The organism is Nocardioides sp. Z50_6 (assembly GCF_058215755.1).
Window position 1 is genome coordinate 57,111 of record NZ_JBZAJB010000004.1, and the last position, 25,677, is coordinate 82,787.

Consider the following 25,677-nt stretch of genomic DNA (forward strand, 5'->3'; position numbering starts at 1 on the left):
CTCCGTCGTGTCGATTGACCCCGGTCGCCGCGCGCGGTGCACTGGGCTTGTGACCTTCGAGGAGACGTGGCCGACGCCGGCACCCGGCCCCGACACCTCCTACCTGCTGGAGCGGGCCTGGGTCGGTGGCCGGTTCCAGGACGACGTGCTGGTGGAGGTGACGGGCGGCCGCTTCTCACGGGTGGAGGTCTCCCCGGGCTCCTCGGAGTCGGCCGGGGAGACGGACCCCACCCCGCGCGCCGGGCTGACCCTGCCCGGCCTGGCCAACACCCACAGCCACGCCTTCCACCGGGCGCTGCGCGGCCGCACGCACCGCGGGGGCGGACTTCCCGGGTGGCGCGCGCAGGTGCACGACGTCGCCGAGCGGCTGGACCCCGACTCGATGTTCGAGCTGGCACGGGGGGTCTACCGGGAGATGGCGGCGGCCGGGATCACCGCGGTGGGGGAGTTCCACCACCTGCACCACCAGCCCGGAGGCGGGCCCTACGAGGACCCCAACGTGATGGGGACGGCGCTGGTGGAGGCGGCCCGCGAGGCCGGCATCCGGATCACCCTGCTCGACTCCTGCTACCTCGCCGGCGACTTCGGCGAGCCGGTGCAGGGGGCCCGGCTCCGTTGCAGCGACGGTGACGCCGACCGCTGGGCACTGCGGATGGAGGCGCAGGCGAAGTCCCTCTCCGGGCTCGACCACGCACGGGTCGGTGCGGCGATCCACTCCGTGCGGGCGGTCCCGCGCGACCAGCTGCGTCTGGTCGCGGAGGCGGCGGCAGGCCGGCCGCTCCACGTCCACCTCTCGGCGCGGGCGGCGGAGAACGAGGCCTGCCGGGCGGCGTACGGCGTCTCCCCGACGCGGCTGCTGCACGAGGCCGGGGTGCTGGGCACCCGCACCACCGCCGTGCACGCCACCCACGTGGACACCTGGGACGTCGGCCTGCTCGGCGTCACCGGCACCTCCGTGTCGCTGTGCCCGACCACCGAGCGAGACCTGGCCGACGGGGTGGGGCCGGCCCGCCGCATCCTCGAGGCCGGCTCCCCGGTCACCCTGGGCTCCGGGAGCCAGGCGGTGGTCGACCTCTTCGAGGAGATGCGGGCGGTGGAGCTGCACGAGCGGCTCGCCACCCAGCGGCGGGGCCACTGGCGGGCCGAGGAGCTGGTGGCCGCCGCGGTGGGGGGCCACGCCGCCCTGGGCTGGGACGACGCGGGTGAGATCGCGGTGGGTCGCCGGGCCGACCTGGTCACCCTCGACAGCCGCAGCGTCCGGACCGCGGGCACCGGTGCGGACGCAGCCACCGTCGTCTTCGCCGCCGCGGCGGCCGACGTCACCCACGTGGTCGTCGACGGCTGGGTCGTCGCGCGGGAGGTCGCCGAGGTGGGCCACGAGCTCGACGCGGTGGTCCGCCGCCTGCTCGCCTGAGGCAGCGCTGAGGTAGCCGTGAGGCAGCTCTGAGGTAGCGGGCGCAGCGCGGGGGGCAGGGGCGGCCGCCGCGGTTAGGGCACCAGCCCGATGTGACGCCCTACCTCAGGAGCGGAGATTCGTCCTCGTCACCACGAGGAAGGGAACCCGTCATGCAGACCAACGACTACTTCATCCAGAGCGAGGTCGCCTACCGCACCGAGCGGGCGCGCCGCACCTTCGGCCAGGGTCGCAGGAAGGGGTCTCGCCGCCTCCGCCGCTGGCAGGGGCCGCTGCGCGGCTCCGAGGACATGCGCTGAGCCAGCGCGTGTCGGCGCGGCACGCCATGATGGACGACGTGCCTCATCGAAGCGTCGAGATGGTCGGACGCGAGGCCGAGCTGGGAGAGCTCTGCGCCCGGCTCGGCATCGCCGCACCGGCCACGCCCCCCGCCTCTCCCACGACCGCGCTCCTGCTCGGCGGCGACGCCGGCGTGGGCAAGACCAGGCTGCTGACCGAGCTGCGCGACCGGGCCGTGGGGGCGGGCTGGCAGGTGGTGGCCGGGCACTGCCTCGACCTCTCCGACTCGGCGCTGCCCTATCTCCCCTTCTCCGAGATCCTGGGCCGGCTCTCCGCCGAGGCCCCGGCCGTCGTCGAGGCGACGACGAGCGACCGGCCCGTGCTGCGCCGGCTCCAACCCGGCCGCCGGGTGCGTGCGGGCGGCGACACGGGAGCCGACGGCTCGCTCGAGCGGGGCGACCTCTACGAGGCGATGCACCTCCTGCTGGACCGGGCTGCGCAGAGCCAGCCGCTGCTGGTGGTCGTCGAGGACGCGCACTGGGCCGACCAGTCCACCCGGGACCTGCTCAGCTTCCTCTTCGCGCGGACCTTCACCGGCCGGGTCGCCGTCGTCGTCTCCTACCGGGTCGACGACCTGCACCGCCGCCACCCGCTGCGCCGGCAGGTGGCGGAGTGGTCGCGGCTGCGGGTCGACCGGATGGTGCTGGAGCCGCTGGACGCCGGTGCGGTGCGCTCGCTGGTGCACGCCCTGCACCCCGACCCGATCACCGCGACCGACGTCGACGACATCGTCGACCGGGCGGAGGGCAACGCCTTCTTCGTGGAGGAGCTGGTGGGGGCGACCTGGGCCACCGGAGGTGTGCCGGCCGACCTCGCCGACCTGCTGCTGGTCCGGCTCGACCGGCTCGACGCCGACACCCAGGAGGTGGTGCGCACCGCCGCGGTCGCCGGCCGCCGGGTGGGGCACGAGCTGCTCGCCGCGGTCTCGGGGCTCGACCAGCGGGCGCTGGAGGAGGCGCTGCGCACGGCCGTCGAGCGCCACGTGCTCGAGGCGGAGCGCGACGACACCTACTCCTTCCGCCACGCGCTGCTGGCCGAGGCGGTCTACGACGACCTGCTCCCCGGTGAGCGGGTGCGCCGGCACGCCGCGTACGCCCGGGTCCTCCAGCAGGGGCAGACTCCCGGGACCTCCGCGGAGCTGGCCCGGCACGCCCGCCTCGGCCAGGACCTCCCGACCGCGCTGCGCGCCAGCGTCGAGGCGGGAGCGGCCGCCATGCAGGTGGGAGGCCCCGACGAGGCGGCCCAGCACTACCTGCAGGCGCTCGAGCTGGCCGCCGACCCGGCGCTGGTGGCCGCGCTGGAGCAGGAGGTCGGGATCAACCACGCCGACCTGGTGCTCCGGGCCAGCGACGCCCTCACCGGCGCCGGCCACGCCCAGCGTGCCCAGGCGCTGCTCCGCTCCACGCTGGCCGACCTGCCCGACGGCGTCGGCGCCGTGGACAAGGGCCGGATCCTCGCCCAGCTGGCGATCAACGTCTACCAGTTCGAGGAGAACGACGACGAGCTCGGGATGATCCGCCAGGCGATGGCGCTCGTCGCCGACGGCACCGAGGCCCAGCAGGTGCGCACCCACGCGATCTACGCCCGTATCCTCTCCGGCCACCGCTTCGAGGACGAGGCCCGCGAGGTCGGCACCGCCGCCCTGGCGATGACCCAGCGTCTCGACCTGCCGAGGCTCAGCGCCGACATCCTGACCACCCTGGCCGGCCTGCGCCAGGAGCACCTCGGCGACGACGTGGTCGAGGCGATGGGCGAGGTCATCGCCCAGGCCCGGGCCAGCGGCGCGGTCAAGGCCGAGATGCGCGGTCACTACACGCTCGGGCGGCTGCACCAGGACCGCGGCGAGCTCGAGGAGGCGGTGGAGCTCTTCGACGCGGGTCTCGCGCTCGGGCGTGAGGTGGGCCTGCGCTGGGCTCCGTACTCCTTCGACGCGCTGGTGATGGCCACCGCCGCGCGCTACGTGCGGGGCCGCTGGGCGGAGGTCCTGGAGGCGGCGGCGCAGTCCCGGCAGGCCCCCTCGCCGCTGATCGCCGCGACCCTCGACACCTTCGGGGCGGGAGTGGGCGCCGCCCGGGGGCTCTCCGGCACGGCCGAGCGGCTGGCCGAGCTGCGCGACTTCTGGGGCCAGGACGGGCTGGTCGCGCTGCACGCGGCCGGTGCGGAGCTGGAGTTGGCCGAGCAGGCCGGCGACGCCGCGGCCGCCCTGGCCACCTACGGCCAGGTCGTGGCCAACCTCGGCCGGCTGTGGCGCGAGCTCTTCCAGGCCCGGCTGCGGCTCGCCGCGCAGACGCTCGGCGTGCTGGGCACCGCCGCGTCCCGGCAGTCCGCGGCCGAGCGTGAGGAGCACCGGGCCGCCGCCGACCGGCTCCTCGACGACGGGCGCCAGGTGGTCGGCTACCTGCACGACGAGGACCTCACCTACGGGCCGGAGACCCGGGCCTGGGCGGTCCGGCTGGAGGCCGAGCACCTGCGCTGGCGCTGGCTCGCGCAGGTGGACCCGCCCGGGAGCGAGCCGGTCCGCTGCGCCGACCTGCTGGCCGCCTGGCGCCGCGCCGAGACCGAGCTCGCGGCGTTCGGCCATGTCCACGAGCTGGCCCGCGCGCGGCTGCGGCTGGTGGAGGTGCTGCGCCACGAGGGCGACCTGGAGGCTGCCCGGGAGGTGGCCGACCAGGTGCGTGAGGCGGCCGCGGTGCTGGAGGCCCCACCGCTGCTCGCCGCGCTCCACGCGCTCGGTGCCGCCCCGCAGGGCGCCCGGGCCCCGGGCCGGGCCGGCGCCGCCCTCACCCCGAGGGAGCGCGAGATCCTCGCGCTGGTCGCCGAGGGGCGCAGCAACGGCGAGATCGGCAAGCAGCTCTTCATCGCCACCAAGACGGTCAGCGTCCACGTCTCCAACATCCTCGGCAAGCTGGGCGCCGCCTCGCGGACCGAGGCCGTCGCCGTGGCCCGCCGCCGCGGGCTGCTCACCTGAGGTCCGGCAGAATCGGCCGGGTGCCACCCTCCCCGGCCCCCGACCCGACCTTCCGCTGCACCACCGCCAGCCGTCGCGACGGCGAGCCGCTGGCCGGCACCGCGCCGACCGAGCGGGCCTTCCTCCTCCTGGAGCACGCCGGGTCCTGGGGCTCCAAGGCGCTCGCCCAGAGTCGCCTGCCCGAGGAGGTGCGCGCCGGGCTCGACGGCCTGCGCGGGGTGCGGGTCCAGCTGATCCGCCGCCACGGCGGGATCTCGGGGCCCGGGGTGCGGGTCTTCACCGTCGTGGTGGAGCCGGAGCGGGTGAGCATCGAGACGACCGTGCTGGCCGACGCCGCCGAGGTGCTGGGCCTCGACCTGGCGGCCCTCGCGCAGGGGCGCAGCCCCGGGCTCACGCCGTACGACGGGGAGCTGCTGCTGGTCTGCACCAACGGCCGCCGCGACCTGTGCTGCGCCGAGCGCGGCCGCCCCGTGACCGCAGCCCTGGCCGCCCGTTGGCCGGAGGAGACCTGGGAGACCACCCACCTGGGCGGCCACAGGTTCTCCGCCACCCTGCTGGCCCTCCCCAGCGCGATCACCCTGGGCCGCCTCGACCCGGAGTCGGCGGTCCTGGCGGTCGAGGAGCTCGGGGCCGGCCGGCACCCGGTCGGCTTCTCGCGCGGCCGGGTGGGGCTCAGCCCGGCGGCCCAGGTGGCGCAGCTGCACGTGGTCGAGGAGACCGGCCACGACGAGCTGGGCGACGTGGTGGTCGTGGGGGAGCGCGACGGGGTGGTCCGGCTGCTGGCCGACGGCGAGCCCTGGCAGGTGGGCGTGGTCACCCGGCGGGGCGAGCCGCGCCGGCTCAGCTGCGCCGATCTGAAGGCCAAGCCGGCCTCCGTTCACGAGGTGGTGGCGGCCGGGCGGGCGCCATCTGGTCCGAGCAGGTGACCGCCTTCGCGTCGGGATGGAACAATGACCCGCGGGTCGCCGACACGGGCCCGCAGAGCACAGACCGGCCAGACCGGCCAGAGCGGCACAGACCCGCCCGATCGATCAGGAGCACCAGGTGAGCGACCGTCCCGAGTCCGAGGAGCGCCCCGTGCTCACGGGCCTGCTCGCCCTGGCCGGTGTCGCGCTGGTCGTGGGCGTGCTGGCCGGTGTGATGGTGCTGGTCGGCACCAAGATGCTCGGCCTGGACGGCGGTGAGGGCCAGACGAAGGTCGGGGCCACCGCGGGCGAGACGCTGACGCTGCCGCAGTTCTCCGAGACGGCCAGCCCGAGCGGCCCGCAGATCACCCTCGACCCCAACGGCCCGGTCCCCACGGGTTCGGTGACCGCGGCCCCGGAGTCCTCCGAGACCGCGTCGGAGACCGCGGCCCCGGAGAAGGCGATCACCCTCACCGCCAGCCAGAGCGCCGTCGGGGCGATGCAGCAGATCGACCTGTCCGGCACCTACGTGCAGGGCGGCGGGTCGATCCTCCAGGTGCAGCGCTTCGAGGACGGCGCGTGGAGCAACTTCCCCGTCACCGTCTCGGTCGAGGGCGAGAGCTTCGGCACCTACGTGATGACCGGCCAGACCGGGGAGAACAAGTTCCGCGTCGTCGACTCCGAGACCGGGCTGGAGTCCAACGAGGTCGTCGTCCAGGTCGGCTGACCCGGCCTCAGGGTCGTGCCCCGCCGGCGGCGTCGGCGGCGTCGGCCCGGCGCCGGGCGTCGACCCGGGCGGTCCAGTAGCCGACCCAGACGGTGCCCACGCTCATCAGCGCCCCGAGCGCCAGGCTCACGCCGGCCAGCGGCAGCAGCGCGGCGGCCGCCCCGACCAGCAACGGGCCGCCGCTGACCCCGAGGTCGCCGCACAGGCGCCACGCGCCGAGGAACTGCGAGCGGCCGGCGGTGGGCGCGGCGTCCGCGCCGAGGGTCATGTTGATCCCCGAGCCGAGTCCGTTGCCGACCGCGATCAGCACCATCACGGCCGCGACCGACCAGGTGCTGGTGGCCAGCGGCAGCAGGAAGCAGGCCAGCGCCACCGCGCCGACCACCGGGACCGCCACCGCCGTCCGGCCCCGGGTGTCCATCAGCCAACCGCCGGGGAGGAAGAACGCGACGTCGACCGCCGCCGCGACGGCGAAGACCAGCGAGGTGGTGCTGGCGCTCATCCCGACGTGCTCGGCCCAGAGCGGCAGCAGTGCGGTGCGCAGCGCCCGGCTGGCGCTGATCACCACCACCGCCACGCCCAGGGTGGCCAGCACCCGGCGGTGTCGGCGGACGACGCCGAGCACGGAGAGGTGACCGGTCTCCTTGGCGCGGGCCCGTTCCTCGCCGCCGAGGTCGGGCATCAGCCGGGCCATCGCCGCGCTCGCCAGCGACGCGACCGCGGCGAGCACGAAGACGGCCCGCAGGTCGGTCAGGTGGATGAGCCCGGCGCCGAGCAGTGGGCCGACGAGCAGCCCGATCCGGTGGCTGCCGCCGAGCCCCGACATGGCCCGGGCGCGGTAGGACTGCGGCACCACGTCGATCAGGTAGCCCTGGCGGGCCACCAGGAAGGTGGTCCAGGCCATCCCGCTGACCGTGACCGCGACCGCCAGCGCCGGCCAGGAGGTGGCCAGCGCCGCGGCGACCATCGCCGCGGCGTCCAGCAACCCGGACAGCACCAGGGCCCGGCGCTCGCCGATCCGGGCGATCAGCGCGCCGACGGGCAGGGCGGTGGCCAGGCTGCCCAGGCCGACCAGGGCGACCACCAGTGCGGCCGTGGGCACGTCCGCCCCGAGCTCGCGCGCCCGCAGGGCCAGCACCGGCAGCACGGCGCCGTGGCCGATCGAGTTGACGATCGTCGGGCCGTAGGCGGTGAGGGCGACGTCCCGCAGGCGGAACGGCGGCTGGTCGGAGGGCACCGGGGAAGTCTGCCTCACCCGGAGTCAGCCCTTGCGGAACTCGATCCAGTCGATCCGGCCGGAGAAGTAGTCGCAGGTGATCCGGCGGGCGTCGCAGGCCGACTTGCCGCCGAGGGAGAGCGGCCGGTCGTTGCGGATCACCCCGGTGGCGCCGTACGCGCGCGGCTGGGCCACCCCGTCCACCCACATCTGCACCCACTCCGGGGTGCGGACGCAGGTCAGGGTGTGCCAGCCGGGGGAGAGGCGGGCGCCCTCGTCGAAGCCGTCGAGGTAGCCGGTGCGGGTCCGCCCGTCTGCCCCGCGGAACATGCAGCGCGGTGCCCGCTCGGGGTTCTCCAGCTTCCAGTAGCCGCCCTCGGCCTCGCCCTGGCCCTTCTGCATGATGTTCCCGAACCGGTGCCGGGTCTGGTAGCGGATGGTGAAGGAGAACGACGCCGAGCCGGGGTTGAGCAGCCGGTGCAGCCGGCGTCCCGCCGGCACCAGGTCGGTGTGGCCGGGGAAGACCCCCGAGTGCGGCTGGACCCATCCGAAGAGGTGGTGGCGGCCGGTGGTGGTGACGTCGGGGCCCACCCGCCCGGTCAGACCGCCGACCCGGTCGCGGAAGACGCGCGCCCCCGGCGCCTCGTCGAGGTCGAACCGCGCCACCACGGGCAGGTCGGGCGGGAGCTCGGCGGCCGGTGTGGCCTCGCGTCCGCCGGGCCGGTCGGCGCGGCCGTCGCGGGTGACCAGGACGGCGCCCGCCACGGCGAGTCCCGCCAGCAGCACGAGCACCAGCCCCGCCAGGGCGGCGGGCCGCCCACCGAGCCGTGCCACCATCCGGCCACCGTACCGAGCCGCGCCGCTGGGCGGATGGGAACCGGGGCAGTCGGTGTTTAGTGGCATTCTCTGAGCCCATGAGCAGCTCCCCGCGGACCGCGACCACGCCTCCCTCCCCGGCCCGGCGCTACGCGCGGCTGGCCCGGCTGGCCTACCGTCACGGCCGCTCCGACCTGCTGCGCGGCATGGAGCTCGACGAGTTCAGCGTCGACGACGAGCCGCTCGCCGGCGGGGACGACGCCCGGGCGGAGGCCTTCGCCCGCGACCTGGAGGCGATGGGGCCGACCTACATCAAGCTCGGGCAGCTCCTCTCCACCCGGTTCGACCTGCTCCCGGCCGCCTACACGCAGGCGCTCGCCCGGCTCCAGGACGACGTCGCGCCCTTCGCCTTCGAGGAGGTGCGCGAGATCGTCGAGGGGGAGCTCGGCGGGACGCTGGAGGACCTCTACGGCAGCTTCGACCCCGAGCCGCTGGCCGCGGCCTCGCTCGGCCAGGTCCACGCGGCCACCCTGCGCAACGGCCGCGAGGTGGTGGTCAAGGTCCAGCGACCCGAGGCCCGGGACGCGATCCGCGGCGACATGGAGACGCTCACCAGCCTGGCCCACCTCGCCGACAAGCGGACCGACGTGGGGCGCCGCTACGGCTTCGAGAAGCTCGTCACCGAGTTCCGCAAGACCCTCGCCGGCGAGCTGGACTACCGACGCGAGGCGCGCAACCTGGTCCGCTTCGGCGAGCTCACCGCGGGCTACGACCTGCTCGTCGTCCCGCAGCCGGTGCCGACCCACTGCACCCGCCGGGTGCTCACCATGGACCGGATCGAGGGCCGCAAGGTGACCGACCTGGGCCGGCTCTCCCAGGTCGAGCGGGACACCACGCCCGTGGTCGAGCAGCTCTTCGCCTGCTACCTCGAGCTGATGCTCTCCGAGGGCGTGCTGCACGCCGACCCGCACCCGGGCAACCTGCTGCTCACCGACGACGACCGGCTGGCCCTGCTCGACCTGGGGATGGTCAGCACCGTCGCGCCCAAGCTGCAGGAGAAGGTGGTGCGGCTGCTGCTGGCGATCACCGACGGCGACGGCGAGGAGGCCGCCACCGTGCTGGCCGAGATGGGCCACCAGCTCTCCGACTACGACGCCGGCGCCTTCCGCAACGACGTCTCCCACCTGGTCTCCGAGGCGGTCAACGCCGGCCCCGAGCTGCAGGCCGGGTCGGTCCTGGTGGAGCTCAGCCGGGTCTCCGGCGTGCACGGGCTGCGCCCGCCGGCGGAGATGTCGATGATCGGCAAGGCGCTGCTCAACCTCGACGCCTCCACCCTGCGGCTGGACCCGGACTTCTCGCCGGCCGCGGCGCTGCGCGACAACGTCAGCAGCCTCCTGACCAGCGGGATGAAGGTGAGCGCGGGCGGGCTGATGGCCTCGGCGATCGAGGCCAAGGAGTTCACCAAGCTGCTGCCCAAGCGGGCCAACCGGATCATGGACAACCTCGCCGACGGCGAGTTCGTGATCCGCGTCGACGCCATCGACGAGGAGCGGCTCCACACGGTGCTCCAGCGGGTCGCCAACCGGCTCACCCTGGGTCTGGTGATCGCGGCGATGCTGGTCGGCGCCTCGCTGATGATGCGGGTCGACGAGGGGCCGACGATCTTCGGCGTGCCCGGGGTGGCGCTCACCTTCTTCACCCTGGCGGTGCTCGCCGGCGTCGCGCTGACGGTCTGGATCGTCTCCACCGACCGCAAGGTCGCGGCCCGGCCGCGGTCCCGCCCCGGCGATCGCGCCTAGGTGTGGAAAAAGTTCCTCCGCGCCGGAACAATCCCGGTCCCTTCCTGCGTTGTGTGATGTGAGCGAAGTTGAGTTGAGTCGACTCAACTAGTTTGTCAGACTCGCCGTCGGTGGCGCAGGATGGCTTCACCAGACTTTCCCGGGGGACCCCGGAGAGAACGCAACAACGGAGGTAACTCACATGGCACGTGCTGTCGGCATCGACCTCGGTACGACGAACAGCGTCGTCGCCGTCCTGGAGGGTGGCGAGCCCACCGTCATCGCCAACGCAGAAGGCGCCCGCACGACCCCGTCGGTCGTCGCGTTCGCCAAGTCCGGCGAGGTGCTGGTCGGCGAGGTCGCCAAGCGCCAGGCGGTGACCAACGTCGACCGGACCATCCGTTCGGTCAAGCGCCACATGGGCACCGACTGGACCACCAAGATCGACGACAAGTCCTTCACCCCCCAGCAGATCAGCGCCTTCGTGCTCCAGAAGCTCAAGCGCGACGCCGAGGCCTACCTGGGCGAGCCGGTCACCGACGCGGTGATCACCGTCCCGGCGTACTTCTCCGACGCCCAGCGCCAGGCCACCAAGGAGGCGGGCGAGATCGCCGGCCTCAACGTCTCCCGGATCGTCAACGAGCCCACCGCGGCCGCGCTGGCCTACGGCCTCGACAAGGGCGACGACCAGACCATCCTCGTCTTCGACCTCGGTGGCGGCACGTTCGACGTCTCGCTGCTGGAGATCGGCGAGGGCGTGGTCGAGGTCAAGGCCACCTCCGGGGACAACCACCTCGGTGGTGACGACTGGGACAACCGCGTCGTGGAGTGGATGGTCGAGCGCTTCAAGAACAACAACGGCGTCGACCTGGCCGCCGACAAGATCGCCAAGCAGCGCCTCCAGGAGGCCGCTGAGAAGGCGAAGATCGAGCTGTCGAGCTCCAGCGAGACCACGATCCACCTGCCCTACATCACCCACGGCGAGTCCGGCCCGCTCCACTTCGAGGAGAAGCTGACCCGCGCCGAGTTCCAGCGGATGACCTCCGACCTGCTCGACCGGACCAAGAAGCCCTTCCAGTCGGTGCTCAAGGACGGCGGCGTCGCGATCAAGGACATCGACCACGTGGTCCTCGTCGGCGGCTCCACCCGGATGCCGGCCGTGGCCGAGGTCGTCAAGGACCTGCTCGGCGGCAAGGAGCCCAACAAGGGCGTCAACCCCGACGAGGTCGTGGCCCTGGGTGCGGCCCTGCAGGCCGGCGTCCTCAAGGGCGAGGTCAAGGACGTGCTGCTCCTCGACGTCACCCCGCTGAGCCTGGGCATCGAGACCAAGGGCGGCGTGATGACCACCCTGATCGAGCGCAACACCACCATCCCGACCAAGCGCTCGGAGATCTTCACCACCGCCGACGACAACCAGCCGTCGGTGGAGATCAAGGTCGCGCAGGGCGAGCGCCAGATGTGGGCGCAGAACCAGCCGCTCGGCAACTTCGAGCTCACCGGTTTGCCGCCGGCCCCGCGTGGGGTGCCGAAGATCGAGGTCACCTTCGACATCGACGCCAACGGCATCGTCCACGTCTCCGCCAAGGACCACGCGTCCGGCCGCGAGCAGTCGATGACCATCTCCGGTGGCTCGGCGCTCAGCAAGGACGAGATCGACCGGATGGTCAAGGAGGCCGAGCAGTACGCCGAGGAGGACGCCCAGCGGCGTGCCGCGGTCGACGCCCGCAACCAGGCCGACAGCCTCGTCTACACCACCGAGAAGTTCCTCTCCGAGAACGACGAGAAGCTTCCCGAGGACGTCAAGACCGAGGTCCGGGGCGACCTGGATGCTCTCAAGGCCACGCTGGCCGACGAGTCCGCGAGCGCCGACACCATCCAGGCGGGAGTCACCAAGCTCGGTGAGTCCAGCCAGAAGATGGGGGCCGCCATGTATGCGGCCGCCGAGGCCGACCAGGCCGCGGCCGGGGGCAGCGACGGCTCCACCGGTGAGGCCGACGAGGACGTCGTGGACGCCGAGATCGTCGACGACGCCACCGACGAGGGTGAGTCCAAGTGACCCAGTCCTCCGACCCGAGCGTCCAGCCGGACCGTCCCGAGACCGACGGCTCCCAGGCCGGGGCCCCCTCCCAGGAGGGGGCCCCGGCCCCGGCCGGTGGGTCCGGCCCGGGTGAGGCCGAGCAGTCGGGCACGGCGGACGAGGCGATCGCCTCCGACCTGGAGGCGGCCGGCGCCGAGGCCGCCAAGGCCAAGGAGGACGTCGTCACCCTGACCGCCGACCTCCAGCGCCTGCAGGCGGAGTTCCTCAACTACAAGCGCCGGGTCGAGCGGGACCGCCAGCTCGTCGCGGAGAACGCCGCCTACAAGGCGCTGGTCCCGGTGATCGAGGTCCTCGACGGCATCGACCGGGCCCGGGAGGCGGGCGAGGTCGAGGGGGGCTTCGCCATGGTCGCCGACCACCTCCAGCGGGCGGTGGCGCAGTCGGGCCTGGTGAGGTTCGGGGCGCCCGGCGAGGCCTTCGACCCCAACCTGCACGAGGCGCTCAGCCACCTCGGCGAGGACCCGGAGGTCACCGAGACCTCGGTCAAGGTCGTCGCCAAGGCGGGCTACCGGATGGGCGAGCGGGTCGTCCGCGCCGCCCTGGTGCTGGTCGTCGACCCGCCGGCCGGCGGCACCGCACCACAGGACGAGGCCGCCTCCGTCGAGGACGGCCCGGCCGAGCCGGACGCCTGAGGGCGCACGGCACCACTGATCACAGTCGATGACGACGGGAGGAGGGTGAGCACGTGAGCAACGACGGCATGCGAGCCGACTGGGCGAGCAAGGACTTCTACAAGGTGCTGGGCGTCGACAAGACCGCCGACCAGGCCGCGATCAAGAAGGCCTACCGCAAGCTCGCCCGCGAGAACCACCCGGACTCCAACCCCGGTGATCAGTCCAAGCAGGACACCTTCAAGGCCGTCGCCGAGGCCTACGACGTCATCGGGGACCCGGAGAAGCGCAAGAAGTACGACGAGATGCGCTCGCTCTACGGGTCCGGCGTGGGCTTCGGCGGCGGCGCCCCGGGCGGCGCCGGCGGGTTCGACTTCAACGACCTGTTCGGCGACCGCGGCCGGGGTGGGCCCGCCGGCGGCGGCGGCTTCGGGGACGTCTTCAGCGACCTCTTCGGTGGCGCCCGCACCCGGCCGCAGAGCCGGGCCCGCAAGGGCGCCGACGTCGAGACGACCGCGACGATCGGCTTCACCGACGCCATCGACGGGGTCACCATCTCGCTGCGGCTGACCTCCGACGCCGCCTGCCCCACCTGTCAGGGCACCGGCGGCAAGCCGGGCACCAAGCCCCACGTCTGCCCCGAGTGCGAGGGCACCGGCTTCGTGGTCTCCTCGGTGGGCGGCGCCTTCTCGATGAACGAGCCGTGCCCCGCGTGCCGGGGCCGCCAGCTGGTCTACGACGAGCCCTGCCCGACCTGCCACGGGTCGGGTCGAGGTACCTCCTCGCGCACCATCCAGGCGCGGATCCCCGCGGGGGTCAAGGACGGCCAGCGCATCCGGCTGAAGGGCAAGGGGGCGCCGGGCGAGAACGGCGGCCCGGCCGGCGACCTCTTCGTCACCGTCAAGGTGGGCAAGCACCGGGTCTTCGGCCGCTCCGGCGACAATCTCACCCTCGAGGTGCCGGTCTCCTTCGACGAGGCGGTGCTGGGCGCGGAGATCAAGATCCCCACCCTGGGCGGCGCCCCGGTCACGCTCAAGATTCCCGCCGGCACGCCCAACGGACGCACCTTCCGGGTCCGCGGCAAGGGCGTCACCCGGCGCGACGGCACTCGCGGTGACCTGCTGGCCACCGTCGAGGTGCACGTGCCGGCGAGCGTCGACGGCCCGACCCGCGAGGCGGTCGAGGCCTACCGGGCCGCGACGGCCGGCCGGCCGCTGAGGACGAACCTGTTCGAGGGAGCCTGAGGATGAGGGACGGATTCGGGTCGCCGTCCCCCGAGGCGGCCGTCTACGTCATCTCCGTGGCGGCCGAGCTCACCGGCCTCCATCCCCAGACGCTGCGCAGCTATGAGCGGATGGGGCTGATCACCCCCGGCCGCACCGGTGGCGGCGGGCGCCGTTACTCCTCCCGCGACCTCGAGCTGCTGCGCCGCATCGCCGACCTCAGCCGGGCCGGCATCGGGCTGGAGGGCGTACGCCGCATCCTCGAGCTCGACGACCAGGTGCTGGCCCTGCAGGCGCGCGCCGAAGGGTTGGAGGCCGAGCTGGCCGCGACCCGCGAGGCGCTGCGGCGCGCCACCGGCCGGAGCCGCGACGGCCACCTGGACCGTGGCTCCGACCGGCTGCCGGTGCTGCGCCAGCCCCAGCGGCAGGCGGCCGTGGTGGTGTGGCGGCGCACGCCGCACTGAGCCGGGCACCGAGCCGGGCACCGAGCCGGGCACCGAGCCGGTCGCGCGCCGCGTCCCGGACTGTCGGTGGGTTCCCGTAGCCTCTAGCCCGTGAGACGCCGATGAGCAAGATGGACAACCTGCGGGCGATGCGCGAGGCCCGCTACGAGCAGACGATGAAGAGGGCCGGGAGCGCGCCGGCCAAGCCCAAGGCGAAGTCCCCGGCGGCGCCGGCCGCGGCCAAGACGCCGCGGGCGAAGCCTGCCTCGGACGCTCCGGCGGCCGACGCCGCCGCCGAGGAGCTCTGCGGTCACCGCAACATGGGCGGCAAGTCGTGCACCCGCGAGAAGGGCCACGCGGCCAAGAGCCACCGCTACTCCTGACGGCTCAGCGCCAGTGCCCGGGCGCGGTGAAGCCCGGCGGCAGCGTCGTGCTGCGGTCCCCGCGCGCCGCGGCCACCTGCGGGCGGGTCAGGAAGAGGGCGCCGGCGAGCGCGGCCCCGCGCACGTCGGCGTCCCGCAGGTCGGCGCCGAGGAGGTCCGCGCCGTCGAGGTCGCACCCGCGCAGGTCGGCGGCGATGAGGAGCGCGCCGTGCAGGTCGGCGCCCCGCAGGTCGCGGCCCCGCAGGTCCTGGCCGGCCAGGTCGGCGCGGGCCAGGTCCGCACCGGGGTCGCGGACCCGGCCGGAGGCCGCCCGGAGCGCCGCGGAGACCTCGGTCATCACCTCGTCGAGGTCGAGGGCCAACAGCTCCTCGGGGGTGCCCTCGGTGAGCGGCAGGACCCGCGCCAGCAGCTGCGCGACCTCGGGGGCGGGCGCGCGGCGCTCCGCCTCGAGGAGGTGGCTCGCCGCCTCGTGCAGCAGCCGCATCACCGACAGCACCGCCGCCATCTCGGAACGGTCGGCGCCGGGGTCGCGCCAGGACCGCCCGGCGTAGGTCACCTCGGTGAGGTGCTGGCCCGCGCCGAAGCAGTCGAAGACCGTGCAGCCGGGCCACCCCTCCTCGCGCAGGACGGCGTGGATCGAGCAGCGGTCGTCCGCCGCCAGGTGGTGGCAGGGCGGTCCGCCGGGCTTGTCGACCCCGAAGCCGTCAGCGGCCCGGAAGGGGAGCAGGACGCAGCAGAGCCCGGTGCACCGGCTGCAGTCGGCGACGAGCTCCAGCGGCTTCACCGACCGACGCGGACCCCGTGGTCGCGGTGCTCGAAGTCGCGCCCCAGGGGGTAGGGGCGGATGGGGCGGACGGCGCCGGCCTCGTAGACGCGGAGCAGGTGCTCGGTGATCGTCTTGGCCGACACGCCCTTGACGATGTAGCCCCAGGCGCCCTCCTTGAGGGCGGCCTCGGTCATGTAGGTGGCGCTGATGGCCGAGCAGACCACGACGCGGCTCAGGGGGGAGTCCTCGGCGATGAGCGGGATGATCTCCAGGCCGCCGATCTCGGGCATGTGCAGGTCGAGCAGCACGATGTCCGGCTTCTCGGTCGCGATCATCGCCATCGCGGACTCGGCGTCGCCGGCGTCCCCGGCCACCTCGAACCCGGAGGAGTCGAGGGCGATGCGCAGCACGAAGCGGACCTCCTCGTCGTCGTCCACGATGACCACGCGGATGGGGCCCCGGTCGTTGTCGGGGACGAGGGGGGACTCAGGGGTCTCCTCAGCGGGCGGCGCCGGTTCCGGGACGCGCCCGGCCTCGGAGTTGCCTCGAAACAGCTTCACCAATTCCTCCACGTGTCGTGGGTCAGCGGACCCATGGTGCCATGTGGGCACCCCCGCCGCAGGATGATCCGGCTAAAACACAAAGTTGAGTGGAACAGACTCAACTTCTCCCGCGTTGAGAAGTATGACGTCCCACCCGCGTCGACCCGTTTTCGCAGATCAGCAGGAGGTCACCCGTGAGCCAGTTCGGAGCCGACAAGTTCACCACCAGGAGCCGGGAGGCGATCGAGGCCGCCCAGCTCGCCGCCACCACCGCCGGCAACAGCCAGACCGAGCCGGTCCACCTGCTGGTCGCGCTGCTGCGACAGGGCGACGGCATCGCCCGCAGCCTGCTCGCCAAGGCCGGCGTCGAGCCCGACGTGGCCCTGGCCGCGGCCGAGCAGGCCGAGAGCGCGCTGCCCCGCGCCACCGGGTCCACGGTGCAGCAGCCGGCCGCCTCGGCCGCGCTCACCCGGGTGCTGGCCTCCGCCATCGACCTCGCCGGCTCGCTCAAGGACGACTACGTCGCCACCGAGCACCTGCTGATCGGCCTGGTCACGGTGGAGTCCACCGCGCAGAAGGTGCTCACCGACCTCGGCGTCACCGCCGACGGCCTGCGCGAGAGCATCACCGCGGTCCGCGGGAACCGCCGGGTGACCAGCCAGGACGCGGAGTCGACGTACGAGGCGCTGGAGAAGTACTCCGTGGACCTCACCGCCGCGGCCTCGGAGGGCCGGCTCGACCCGGTCATCGGCCGCGACGCGGAGATCCGCCGGGTGGTGCAGGTGCTCAGCCGCCGCACCAAGAACAACCCGGTGCTGATCGGCGAGCCCGGCGTCGGCAAGACCGCGGTGGTGGAGGGCCTGGCCCAGCGGGTGGTCGACGGCGACGTCCCCGACTCCCTCAAGGGGCGTAGGGTGCTCAGCCTCGACCTGGCCGCCATGGTGGCCGGCGCGAAGTACCGCGGCGAGTTCGAGGAGCGGCTCAAGGCGGTCCTGGAGGAGATCAAGGACGCCGGCGGCCAGATCATCACCTTCATCGACGAGCTGCACACCGTCGTGGGCGCGGGCGCCGGCGGCGACTCCAGCATGGACGCCGGCAACATGCTCAAGCCGATGCTGGCCCGCGGCGAGCTCCACATGATCGGCGCGACCACGCTCGACGAGTACCGCGAGCGGATCGAGAAGGACCCCGCCCTGGAGCGCCGCTTCCAGCAGGTCTTCGTGGGCGAGCCCAGCGTCGAGGACACCATCCAGATCCTGCGTGGCATCCAGGAGAAGTACGAGGCCCACCACGGCGTCCGGATCACCGACGGCGCCCTGGTCGCGGCCGCCACGCTCAGCGACCGCTACATCACCGGTCGTCAGCTGCCCGACAAGGCGATCGACCTGATCGACGAGGCCGCCTCCCGGCTCCGGATGGAGATCGAGTCCTCCCCGGAGGAGATCGACGAGCTGCGCCGCCGCGCCGAGCGGATGAGGATGGAGGAGTTCGCGCTGGCCCGCGAGACCGACGAGGCCTCGCTCGAGCGGCTGGCGGCGCTGCGCACCGAGCTGGCCGACGTCCAGGAGGAGCTGCGCGCCCTCGAGGCCCGCTGGGAGCGGGAGAAGTCGTCCCTGGAGGGCGAGGGCGAGCTGCGCCGCCGCCTCGACAGCGTGCGCGTGCAGGCCGAGAAGCTGCAGCGCGAGGGCGGTGAGGAGAACCTGCGGAAGGCCTCCGAGATCCTCTACGTCCAGATCCCGCAGCTCGAGCGGGCCCTGGCCGACTCCGTCGACGCCGAGGGCTCGGCCGCGGAGCCCCTGGTCGGCGACCAGGTCGGCGCCGAGCAGGTGGCCGAGGTGGTGGAGGCCTGGACCGGCATCCCCACCGGCCGGATGCTCCAGGGGGAGACCGCCAAGCTGCTCGACATGGAGGCCGAGATCGGCAAGCGGCTGGTCGGCCAGCGCGAGGCGGTCGAGGCGGTCAGCGACGCGGTGCGCCGTTCGCGGGCCGGCATCGCCGACCCCAACCGGCCCACCGGCTCCTTCCTCTTCCTCGGGCCCACCGGCACCGGCAAGACCGAGCTGGCCAAGAGCCTGGCCGACTTCCTCTTCGACGACGAGCGGGCGATCATCCGCATCGACATGAGCGAGTACTCCGAGAAGCACTCGGTCTCCCGGCTGGTGGGCGCCCCTCCCGGCTACGTCGGCTACGACGAGGGCGGCCAGCTCACCGAGGCCGTGCGGCGTCGCCCCTACAGCGTGGTGCTGCTCGACGAGGTGGAGAAGGCGCACCCCGAGGTCTTCGACATCCTGCTCCAGGTGCTCGACGACGGCCGCCTCACCGACGGCCAGGGGCGCACCGTGGACTTCCGCAACACCCTGCTGATCCTGACCTCCAACCTGGGCTCCAACTTCCTGGTCGACCCGACCCTGGAGCACGACGCCAAGCGCGACTCGGTGATGGCGGTGGTGCGCTCCTCGTTCAAGCCCGAGTTCCTCAACCGCCTCGACGAGATCGTCATCTTCGAGGCGCTCACCCCCGAGGAGCTCGCGCACATCGTCGACCTCCAGCTGGTGCTGCTCGAGCAGCGGCTGGCGGCCCGGCGGATCACCATCGAGGTCAGCGACCCGGCGCGCAAGTGGCTGGCGGAGACCGGCTTCGACCCGGCCTACGGCGCCCGACCGCTGCGCCGGCTGATCCAGACCTCGATCGGCGACCCGCTGGCCCGGATGCTGATCGCCGGCGAGGTCACCGACGGCGACGTCGTCCGGGTCGACGTCGGTGACGGCGGGCTGGTCCTGCACCGCTGAGCGGGACCGGCCGGGGCGGGCGTCGACCGCGCCCGGGATCGGGTTGGGGGCGACATGGTGCAATGGCGGCGTGAGCTCTCCAACCCATCCCCGCCCGCCCCAGGTCACCCTCGCCGGTTGGATGATCATCGTCGGCTCCGTGCTGGTGGTGGGCAGCGTGTTCGAGATCGTCTCCGGGATGCGCTCGCTCGAGACCCGGGAGGCGATCGACTCCTTCCTCTCGGACCCGCCCGGCGACACCCTGGGCTGGACGCCGGAGACGGTGATGACCTTCCTGCGGGCCGCCGCCATGGTCACCGCCGGCTGCGCCACCGCCGCCGCCGTGCTCGGGTGGCACGTGCTGCGCCGCCACCGCGGCGCCCGGATCGGCCTGACCGTCCTGGCCGGCCCGCTCTTCGTGGCCGGCGTGGTGACGGGCGGCTTCATGTCCTCGCTGGTGGCCGCGGCGTCGCTGATGCTCTGGCTCCAGCCCGCCCGGGACTGGTTCAACGGCAAGGAGTGGAGCCCGCCCGGCTCCGCCAAGGAGACCGCCCGGGGCCAGGCCGGCCCTCAGGCGCCCGTCCTGCCCCCGACTCCCTCCGCCCCCTCGGTCCCGGGCGGTGAGGCCGGGGCGACCGAGGGCCGCCCCGTGCAGGGGTTCGGCGACCGGCCCGGCTGGCTGCCCGAGCAGGCCCCGGGCGCGCCCGGTCAGCCGGCGCCGCGCGGCAAGCGCCCCGACGTGGTGCTGGTCGCCGCCCTGCTGACCTGGCTCTTCGCCGGGCTCACCTTCCTCATCACCGCGCTGGGGGTGGCGGTGCTGGCCGCCTCGCCCGACCAGCTGATGGCCGAGGTCGAGCGGCAGCAGCCCGACCTCCTCGAGCAAGGGATCACCGAGGACATGCTGCTCACCACCACCTACGCGTTCGGCACGGTGGCCGCGCTCTGGTCGCTGGCCGCCGTGGTCGCCGCCGTGCTGCTGGTGCGCGGCGTGCGCTGGGCCGGCACGCTCCTGCTGGTGCTCTCGATCGGTGCCTCGGTCGCCTGCTTCATCGCCGCGCTGACCAACCCGGTGCTGGCCCTGCCGGCGCTCGCCGCCCTGATGGTGGTGGTGATCCTGCGCCGCACCGACGTCCGGACCTGGCTCGCAGGTCCGCGGCCCCCTCAGTAGCCTCCTCACTGCTGTCTCAGCGAGGGGGAACCCCATGGGGGGCCCGACGCCACGACCGCGTCGCCGACCGCCGTGGCGGACCACACCGGGATGGTCGCCGAACCCCTGGAGGCCGAGCGGCTCCAGCCGGTCGGCGCGCTCCGGGCGCCCCGCAACCCCGAGTTCGGCTGCACCTGGGCGGCTCCCAGGTCGTCAGTCCCCTCTCGAGCGACGCGACCGAGCCGTCCGTGGGGTCCTTCGACCTCGCCACGGGGGCGGCCCGCTACGACCTGGACGCCGCCCACGTCTACCTGCACGACCAGAGCGTGCTCGTCCACGCCCTGACCTCGAGCCCCGGGGACAGGGTCTTCGCCCAGCTCTACCGCTGACCCCGGGACGCCGACGGTCCGGTCTGCTGCCGGGCCCCGAAGTGCAGGTCGGCCGCGGCCAGGCGGCGTACCCCCTCGCTGATGACCTCGGGCTGCTTGCAGAAGGCCCAGCGCACCAGGTGGCGCCCCGCCTCGACGTCGTCGTAGAAGGGCTGGAGGGGGATCGCGACCACGCCCGCCACCTGGGGGAGCGCCTCGCAGAAGGCCGTCGAGTCAGGCCAGCCGAGCGCGCGGATGTCGGTGAGGGCGAAGTAGGTGCCCTCGGGAGTGAACGGCGCCAGCCCGGCCGCCGTGAGCCCCTCGACCAGCAGGTCGCGGCGTCCCTCCAGGGCCCGGGCCAGCTCGGCGGGCCAGCCGGCCTCGGCGTCCAGGGCGTGGGCCACCGCCGGCTGCAGCGGGGCGCCGGAGGTGAAGGTGAGCCACTGCTTGGCCCCCACCAGGGCGCCGACCAGGTCGGCCGGGCCGGTCGCCCAGCCCACCTTCCACCCGGTGAACGACCAGCTCTTGCCGACGCTGGAGAGCGTCAGGGTCCGCTCCCACATGCCGGGCAGGGTGGCCAGCGGGACGTGCTGGTGGCCGGTGAAGACCAGGTGCTCGTAGACCTCGTCGGTGACCACCACGAGGTCGTGCTCGACCGCGACCCGGGCCACCTCCTCCAGCTCCGCGCGGGTCAGCACCGTGCCGGTCGGGTTGTGCGGGGTGTTGAGCAGCAGCACCCGGGTGCGCGGGGTGATGGCCGCCCGCAGCGCCGCGGCGTCCAGCCGGAAGTCGGGAGCCCGCAGGGTGACCGGGCGGCGCACCCCGCCGGCCATCTGGATCATCGCCAGGTAGGAGTCGTAGTAGGGCTCGAGCACCGCGACCTCGTCGCCCGGGTCGACCAATCCCAGGAGCGCGGCGGCGATCCCCTCGGTGGCGCCCGTGGTGACCGCCACCTCGCCGGCGTCGGGGTCGGGCTCCAGCCCGTAGTGGCGCTGCTGGTGGCGGGCGATCGCGGCCCTCAGCTCGGGGACTCCGGGCCCGGGGGCGTACTGGTTGCGCCCTTCGGCGAGCGCCCGGCGCGCCGCCTCCACCACCGAGGCCGGGCCGTCCTCGTCGGGGAACCCCTGGCCCAGGTTGAGGGCTCCGGTGCGGGTCGCCAGCGCCGACATCCGGGTGAAGATGGTCGGGGGGATGCCGTCGAGCCGTCTCGCCTGCGCGCGCATGCCTGCGAGGGTAGCCCCCGCGCAGTGGGAGGATCGGGGCATGAGCGACGCCCTCCACACCCCCGCGCTGCACGACCCCGGCCTGGCCGCCGACATCGATGCGACCTGCCGGCTGACCGGTGAGTTCACCCTCCGGTCGGGACAGCAGGCGAGTGAGTACTTCGACAAGTACCTCTTCGAGGCCCAGCCCACCCTGCTCGCCCGGGTGGCCGAGCAGATGGTGCCGCTGCTCCCCGAGGACACCGAGCTGCTCGGCGGCCTCGAGCTCGGCGGCGTACCGATCGCCACGATGGTCAGCGCCCGCACCGGCCTGCCGGCCCTGTTCGTGCGCAAGAAGGCCAAGGAGTACGGCACCTGCAAGCTCGCCGAGGGTCCCGACGTGGCGGGGCGCCGGATCACCCTGATCGAGGACGTGATCACCACCGGCGGGGCCGTCCGTGACGCGACGCGCGAGCTGCGCGCCGCCGGCGCGATCGTCGAGGTCGTGATCTGTGCCATCGACCGGAGCCCCGCGGGGGAGAACCCGCTGGCCGACGTCGGGCTCGAGGTGCGGCCGGTGCTCACCAAGGCACAGCTGGACGCGGTCACCCGCTGACGGCTCCTGCGGAGCGACTAGACAGTCTCACTAACTAGTGACACTATCTAGTCATGCCTGCCCACGCCTGGCCCAGTGACTGGGTCCGCGCCACGCTCGCCCTGTGCGTGCTGCGCGTGCTCGCCGACGGGCCGACCTACGGCTACGCCGTCGCCGGGGCCCTGGAGAAGGCGGGCTTCGGCTCGGTCAAGGGAGGGACCCTCTACCCCCTCCTCGGCCGCCTCGAGACCGCCGGCTGGGTCAGTGTCGAGTGGCGCGCCGGCGAGGGCGGCCCCGGGCGGAAGTACTTCGCCCTGACCGCCGCCGGCGCCGCCGAGCTGGGCCGCCAGAGCCAGGAGTGGGCCGACTTCACCCGCATGGTGGGCGACCACCTGCGCCGACCGGGAGGGACCGCATGACGACCGCCGACCTGCACAAGGACCACCAGCGCTGGCTCGCCGAGCTGACTCTCGAGCTGCGGCTGCTCGACGTCGACGGGCACCGGATCGGTGACGCGGTGGCGAGCGCCCGGGAGTTCCTCGCCGACGCCGGGGTGCCGGCGGAGGAGGCGTTCGGCTCGCCCCGGACCTACGCCGAGGAGCTCGGCCTGCAGCCGGCGCCCGAGGACCGCACCCTCCTCACGGGCACGATCGTGCACGCGGTGATCGGCGTCCTCGGCTTCCTCGCGTTCGCACTGGCCGGGGGAGAGGCCTGGCGGGGGGAGGAGTTCTCCCTCGACGCCGGGCTCGCCGCGGTCGTCCTCGTCGTCCTCGTGCTGGTGCTGGCCACCCCCCGGCTGCTGCCGGGGGTGATGCGGGCCGCCCCGTGGAAGATCTTCGCCGGGTCCTTCCTGCTCCTCGGTGTGCAGACGGCCTCGATCCTCGCGCTCGGCGAGCGGGAGCTGGTCAGTGTCCCGGCCTGGCCGCTGGCGGCCGTCGGCCTGGTGATCCTGGTGGCCGAGCTGGTCCGCGCCCTCACCGGACGTGTCGAGGAGGACCCGGTGGTGGAGCCCCTCCAGGACGACGCCGCAGGGGGCGGTGCCCACCGGTGGCTGATGGCCCTGCCCCAGGTGGTCAGCTTCGTCGCCGCGTGGGTGTTCGTGCTGCTGGACGTCCTGACGGGCTGAGGTCAGTCGACGTCCTGGCCCAGGATGTCGCGGTCGGGGCCGCCGTCCTGGGGGCCGATCTCGGCGCCGGGAGCGTTGGTCCGCTTGTGGCGCCACCACTCCCAGGCGATCGGGATCACCGAGAAGGCGATGATCGCGATGATCGCCTTGTCGATGTTGTCGCCGAGCGCGGGGAACGCCGTACCGAGGAAGTAGCCGAGCATGGTGATGCTGACGACCCAGAGCACGGCGCCGACGGCGCTCCAGGTGAAGAACCGGCGGCGGCTCATCTTGGTGACGCCGGCGACCACGGTGATGTAGGTCCGCACGAAGGGCACGAACCGGCCGATCACCAGGGCCTTGTTGCCGTGCTTGTCGAAGAAGGCCTGCGTCTGGTCGAAGTACTTGCGCTTGAGGATCCTGCCGTCCGGCCGGTTGTAGAGCGGCGTCCCGATCGCCCGGCCGATCTCGTAGCCGGCGACGTTGCCCAGGAAGCCGGCCAGGGCGAAGAGGCCGAGGGCGACCAGCAGCTCGACGAACGAGCCGCCGGGGAAGATGTCGATCTTCTCGCCGGCGATGAAGAGCCCCATCGCGAAGAGCAGGCTGTCGCCGGGCAGGAACGGGAAGAAGAGCCCGCACTCCACGAAGATGATCACGAGGCTCAGCCAGAACAGCTCCTCGCCGAAGCGGTCCAGCAGCCAGTCGGGATCCATCCAGTCCATGCCCAGGAGAAGGGGCTGGAGAAGGAGCTGGAGGTCCAGGAGCAAGGTCACGCGCGCCACCCTAACGGGGCCACCAACTGAACCGCATGCCCGCTGAGACCCGGACCTGCTCGGCCGCCGGCCGGCCGCGGCGCCTAACGTGTCGGGCGTGGACCCAGAGGTGGACGCGCCCCGCGCGCCGTACGACCCGATGCCCCACGGGCAGGCCGAGGTCGGCGTCGGTCCGTGGCCGGGGGAGTGGCCGACCGGTCCGCAGTACGACCCGGTCCTGCTCGCCGAGGGCGACCGGCGCAACGTGGTCGACCGCTACCGCTACTGGACCGTCGAGGCGATCGTCGCCGACCTCGACACCCGCCGCCACGACTTCCACGTGGCGATCGAGAACTGGCAGCACGACTTCAACATCGGCACCATCGTCCGCACCGCCAACGCCTTCCTGGCTGCCGAGGTGCACATCGTCGGGCGCAAGCGGTGGAACCGGCGCGGCGCCATGGTCACCGACCGCTACCAGCACGTGCGCCACCACGAGGACGCCGCGGCGCTGGCCGCGTACCTGCACTCCCTCGAGGAGCCGGTGCGGCTGCTGGGCATCGACAACCTGCCCGGCTCGGCGCACCTGGAGACCATGGCGATGCCGCGCCGGGTCTGCTTCCTCTTCGGCCAGGAGGGTCCGGGGCTCTCCGCCGGGGCACGGGAGGCCTGCGACGGGACCTTCTCGATCGCCCAGTTCGGCTCCACCCGGTCGATCAACGCCAGTGCCGCGGCGGCGATCGCCATGCACGGCTGGATCCGGGAGCACGCCGACCTCTCCGACGAGGCCGCCTGGCGGGGCTAGCGTGGGCCCATGATCGGCACACCAGGGGGGACGCCCGAGAAGCCGGCCCTCTTCTTCTCCGGGCCGGAGGAGTTCCGCGCCTGGCTCGAGGCCCACCACGACACCGCGGACGAGCTCTGGATGGGGTTGTGGAAGAGCCACGTCCCGGATCGCGGGCTGACCTGGGCGCAGGCCGTCCCCGAGGCGCTCTGCTTCGGCTGGATCGACTCGGTCTCCCAGCGCATCGACGACGACGCGCGCCGCCAGCGCTGGACCCCGCGACGCGTCGGGAGCAACTGGAGCAAGGTCAACGTCGCCCACGTCGAGCGGCTGGTCGCCGAGGGTCGGATGCGCCCCGCCGGGCTGGCCGCGTTCGAGGCCCGGCGCGACGACCGGACCGGCGTCTACTCCTTCGAGGGCGGCCGCGACGACGAGCTGCCCGGCCCGCTGCAGGCCGAGCTGGAGGGGGTGCCGGTGGCGGCGGCGTTCTGGGCGGGCGCGACCCCGTCCTACCGGCGTGCGGTCGTGCACTGGGTCGTCTCGGCCAAGCGGGAGGAGACCCGGGCCAAGCGGCTGGCCGAGCTGGTCGCCTGCTGCTCGCGCGGGATCCTGGTCGGCTTCCAGCGGTACGGCGCGGAGCCGGCGTGGGCGGGCAGGCTGCGCGACGAGCTCGGGATGGGCGGCGGGCCCGCCGACTGAGCGCGGCGACGGCCGGACGACTAGGCTG

At 73.6% G+C, this 25,677-nt stretch carries 25 protein-coding genes; 19 read left to right on the forward strand and 6 right to left on the reverse strand.

Annotated features, from left to right (window positions below; translation table 11 throughout):
• Positions 1-49 precede the first annotated feature (49 nt).
• The 5 genes from AC4BGE_RS11150 (at position 50) to AC4BGE_RS11170 (ending at position 6,353) form a co-directional block, all read left to right on the forward strand.
• Entirely contained in the window at positions 50-1,414 is a 1,365-nt protein-coding gene (locus AC4BGE_RS11150; RefSeq protein WP_490575318.1) for a formimidoylglutamate deiminase, read from the forward strand.
• 152 nt (positions 1,415-1,566) lie between these two features.
• Positions 1,567-1,713, forward strand: a complete 147-nt coding sequence (locus tag AC4BGE_RS11155; protein ID WP_490570820.1) for a hypothetical protein — start codon at positions 1,567-1,569, stop codon at positions 1,711-1,713.
• A gap of 38 nt (positions 1,714-1,751) precedes the next feature.
• Entirely contained in the window at positions 1,752-4,721 is a 2,970-nt protein-coding gene (locus AC4BGE_RS11160; protein WP_490570819.1) for a helix-turn-helix transcriptional regulator, read from the forward strand.
• Between the two features lie 20 nt (positions 4,722-4,741).
• A complete protein-coding gene (locus tag AC4BGE_RS11165; protein WP_490575319.1) occupies positions 4,742-5,647 on the forward strand; it encodes a ferredoxin family protein in 906 nt (301 codons plus the stop codon).
• Positions 5,648-5,765: 118 nt separating this feature from the next.
• Complete coding sequence (locus AC4BGE_RS11170; RefSeq protein WP_490570817.1) at positions 5,766-6,353, forward strand: hypothetical protein; 588 nt, start codon at positions 5,766-5,768, stop codon at positions 6,351-6,353.
• 7 nt (positions 6,354-6,360) lie between these two features.
• On the opposite strand, the gene AC4BGE_RS11175 is transcribed toward AC4BGE_RS11170, so the two are convergent.
• Positions 6,361-7,590: an MFS transporter gene (locus tag AC4BGE_RS11175; RefSeq protein ID WP_490570816.1), complete on the reverse strand. Its 1,230-nt coding sequence runs from the start codon at positions 7,588-7,590 to the stop codon at positions 6,361-6,363.
• Positions 7,591-7,614: 24 nt separating this feature from the next.
• Positions 7,615-8,406: a hypothetical protein gene (locus AC4BGE_RS11180; protein WP_490570815.1), complete on the reverse strand. Its 792-nt coding sequence runs from the start codon at positions 8,404-8,406 to the stop codon at positions 7,615-7,617.
• Between the two features lie 77 nt (positions 8,407-8,483).
• Between AC4BGE_RS11180 and AC4BGE_RS11185 the strand changes: the two genes are divergently transcribed.
• The 6 genes from AC4BGE_RS11185 (at position 8,484) to AC4BGE_RS11210 (ending at position 14,921) form a co-directional block, all read left to right on the forward strand.
• A complete protein-coding gene (locus AC4BGE_RS11185) occupies positions 8,484-10,184 on the forward strand; it encodes an ABC1 kinase family protein (RefSeq protein WP_490575320.1) in 1,701 nt (566 codons plus the stop codon).
• A gap of 181 nt (positions 10,185-10,365) precedes the next feature.
• Positions 10,366-12,219 (forward strand): molecular chaperone DnaK, encoded by a 1,854-nt coding sequence (dnaK, locus tag AC4BGE_RS11190; protein ID WP_490570813.1) that lies wholly within the window; start codon positions 10,366-10,368, stop codon positions 12,217-12,219.
• Positions 12,216-12,893, forward strand: a complete 678-nt coding sequence (gene grpE / locus AC4BGE_RS11195; protein ID WP_490570812.1) for a nucleotide exchange factor GrpE — start codon at positions 12,216-12,218, stop codon at positions 12,891-12,893. Before dnaK ends, grpE begins: the two co-directional genes overlap by 4 nt.
• Positions 12,894-12,961: 68 nt before the next feature.
• A complete protein-coding gene (dnaJ, locus tag AC4BGE_RS11200; protein ID WP_490571071.1) occupies positions 12,962-14,116 on the forward strand; it encodes a molecular chaperone DnaJ in 1,155 nt (384 codons plus the stop codon).
• A gap of 2 nt (positions 14,117-14,118) precedes the next feature.
• Positions 14,119-14,559 (forward strand): heat shock protein transcriptional repressor HspR, encoded by a 441-nt coding sequence (locus tag AC4BGE_RS11205; protein WP_490570811.1) that lies wholly within the window; start codon positions 14,119-14,121, stop codon positions 14,557-14,559.
• A gap of 101 nt (positions 14,560-14,660) precedes the next feature.
• Positions 14,661-14,921, forward strand: a complete 261-nt coding sequence (locus tag AC4BGE_RS11210) for a hypothetical protein (protein ID WP_490575321.1) — start codon at positions 14,661-14,663, stop codon at positions 14,919-14,921.
• A 4-nt stretch (positions 14,922-14,925) separates the two neighbouring features.
• Here AC4BGE_RS11210 and AC4BGE_RS11215 read toward each other — a convergent pair whose 3' ends face one another.
• Positions 14,926-15,705 carry a pentapeptide repeat-containing protein gene (locus AC4BGE_RS11215; protein ID WP_490570809.1) on the reverse strand — a complete coding sequence of 260 codons (780 nt, stop codon included), beginning with the start codon at positions 15,703-15,705 and terminating at the stop codon, positions 14,926-14,928.
• Entirely contained in the window at positions 15,702-16,247 is a 546-nt protein-coding gene (locus AC4BGE_RS11220; protein WP_490570808.1) for a response regulator, read from the reverse strand. Before AC4BGE_RS11220 ends, AC4BGE_RS11215 begins: the two co-directional genes overlap by 4 nt.
• 176 nt (positions 16,248-16,423) lie before the next feature.
• Between AC4BGE_RS11220 and clpB the strand changes: the two genes are divergently transcribed.
• The 3 genes from clpB to AC4BGE_RS11235 all read left to right on the forward strand — a co-directional run bounded on the left by clpB (position 16,424) and on the right by AC4BGE_RS11235 (position 20,533).
• Entirely contained in the window at positions 16,424-19,018 is a 2,595-nt protein-coding gene (gene clpB / locus AC4BGE_RS11225; protein WP_490570807.1) for an ATP-dependent chaperone ClpB, read from the forward strand.
• A gap of 70 nt (positions 19,019-19,088) precedes the next feature.
• Positions 19,089-20,165 (forward strand): hypothetical protein, encoded by a 1,077-nt coding sequence (locus tag AC4BGE_RS11230; RefSeq protein ID WP_490570806.1) that lies wholly within the window; start codon positions 19,089-19,091, stop codon positions 20,163-20,165.
• A 227-nt stretch (positions 20,166-20,392) separates the two neighbouring features.
• The gene (locus tag AC4BGE_RS11235; RefSeq protein ID WP_490570805.1) at positions 20,393-20,533 is read left to right on the forward strand and encodes a hypothetical protein; all 141 of its coding nucleotides are present in this window, start codon (positions 20,393-20,395) and stop codon (positions 20,531-20,533) included.
• Here the strand turns inward: AC4BGE_RS11235 and AC4BGE_RS11240 are convergent.
• Positions 20,524-21,735 carry a pyridoxal phosphate-dependent aminotransferase gene (locus AC4BGE_RS11240; protein ID WP_490575322.1) on the reverse strand — a complete coding sequence of 404 codons (1,212 nt, stop codon included), beginning with the start codon at positions 21,733-21,735 and terminating at the stop codon, positions 20,524-20,526. The genes AC4BGE_RS11235 and AC4BGE_RS11240 overlap by 10 nt on opposite strands.
• Positions 21,736-21,775: 40 nt before the next feature.
• Between AC4BGE_RS11240 and pyrE the strand changes: the two genes are divergently transcribed.
• The 3 genes from pyrE to AC4BGE_RS11255 are packed head-to-tail and all read left to right on the forward strand — an operon-like array spanning position 21,776 to position 23,435.
• Entirely contained in the window at positions 21,776-22,330 is a 555-nt protein-coding gene (pyrE, locus tag AC4BGE_RS11245; protein WP_490570803.1) for an orotate phosphoribosyltransferase, read from the forward strand.
• 53 nt (positions 22,331-22,383) lie between these two features.
• Positions 22,384-22,728: a PadR family transcriptional regulator gene (locus AC4BGE_RS11250; RefSeq protein WP_490575323.1), complete on the forward strand. Its 345-nt coding sequence runs from the start codon at positions 22,384-22,386 to the stop codon at positions 22,726-22,728.
• On the forward strand, positions 22,725-23,435 hold the full coding sequence (locus AC4BGE_RS11255) for a hypothetical protein (RefSeq protein WP_490570801.1): 711 nt from the start codon (positions 22,725-22,727) through the stop codon (positions 23,433-23,435). The genes AC4BGE_RS11250 and AC4BGE_RS11255 overlap by 4 nt, the downstream gene beginning before the upstream one ends.
• Before the next feature lie 2 nt (positions 23,436-23,437).
• Here AC4BGE_RS11255 and AC4BGE_RS11260 read toward each other — a convergent pair whose 3' ends face one another.
• On the reverse strand, positions 23,438-24,187 hold the full coding sequence (locus tag AC4BGE_RS11260; protein WP_490570800.1) for a DedA family protein: 750 nt from the start codon (positions 24,185-24,187) through the stop codon (positions 23,438-23,440).
• A gap of 139 nt (positions 24,188-24,326) precedes the next feature.
• Between AC4BGE_RS11260 and AC4BGE_RS11265 the strand changes: the two genes are divergently transcribed.
• Both AC4BGE_RS11265 and AC4BGE_RS11270 read left to right on the forward strand, forming a co-directional pair.
• Positions 24,327-24,971 (forward strand): TrmH family RNA methyltransferase, encoded by a 645-nt coding sequence (locus AC4BGE_RS11265; protein WP_490571070.1) that lies wholly within the window; start codon positions 24,327-24,329, stop codon positions 24,969-24,971.
• 9 nt (positions 24,972-24,980) lie between these two features.
• Positions 24,981-25,649 (forward strand): YdeI/OmpD-associated family protein, encoded by a 669-nt coding sequence (locus AC4BGE_RS11270; RefSeq protein WP_490575324.1) that lies wholly within the window; start codon positions 24,981-24,983, stop codon positions 25,647-25,649.
• Positions 25,650-25,677: the final 28 nt, after the last annotated feature.

What these genes read in the sequence shown, in the direction of transcription:
- AC4BGE_RS11155 (WP_490570820.1), top strand. Translation starts at nt 1,567, where the DNA reads ATGCAGACCAACGACTACTTCATCCAGAGCGAGGTCGCCTACCGCACC.
- AC4BGE_RS11180 (WP_490570815.1), bottom strand. Translation starts at nt 8,406, where the DNA reads ATGGTGGCACGGCTCGGTGGGCGGCCCGCCGCCCTGGCGGGGCTGGTG.
- AC4BGE_RS11185 (WP_490575320.1), top strand. Translation starts at nt 8,484, where the DNA reads ATGAGCAGCTCCCCGCGGACCGCGACCACGCCTCCCTCCCCGGCCCGG.
- dnaK (WP_490570813.1), top strand. Translation starts at nt 10,366, where the DNA reads ATGGCACGTGCTGTCGGCATCGACCTCGGTACGACGAACAGCGTCGTC.
- dnaJ (WP_490571071.1), top strand. Translation starts at nt 12,962, where the DNA reads ATGCGAGCCGACTGGGCGAGCAAGGACTTCTACAAGGTGCTGGGCGTC.
- AC4BGE_RS11205 (WP_490570811.1), top strand. Translation starts at nt 14,119, where the DNA reads ATGAGGGACGGATTCGGGTCGCCGTCCCCCGAGGCGGCCGTCTACGTC.
- AC4BGE_RS11210 (WP_490575321.1), top strand. Translation starts at nt 14,661, where the DNA reads ATGAGCAAGATGGACAACCTGCGGGCGATGCGCGAGGCCCGCTACGAG.
- AC4BGE_RS11240 (WP_490575322.1), bottom strand. Translation starts at nt 21,735, where the DNA reads ATGCGCGCGCAGGCGAGACGGCTCGACGGCATCCCCCCGACCATCTTC.
- pyrE (WP_490570803.1), top strand. Translation starts at nt 21,776, where the DNA reads ATGAGCGACGCCCTCCACACCCCCGCGCTGCACGACCCCGGCCTGGCC.
- AC4BGE_RS11250 (WP_490575323.1), top strand. Translation starts at nt 22,384, where the DNA reads ATGCCTGCCCACGCCTGGCCCAGTGACTGGGTCCGCGCCACGCTCGCC.
- AC4BGE_RS11255 (WP_490570801.1), top strand. Translation starts at nt 22,725, where the DNA reads ATGACGACCGCCGACCTGCACAAGGACCACCAGCGCTGGCTCGCCGAG.
- AC4BGE_RS11265 (WP_490571070.1), top strand. Translation starts at nt 24,327, where the DNA reads ATGCCCCACGGGCAGGCCGAGGTCGGCGTCGGTCCGTGGCCGGGGGAG.
- AC4BGE_RS11270 (WP_490575324.1), top strand. Translation starts at nt 24,981, where the DNA reads ATGATCGGCACACCAGGGGGGACGCCCGAGAAGCCGGCCCTCTTCTTC.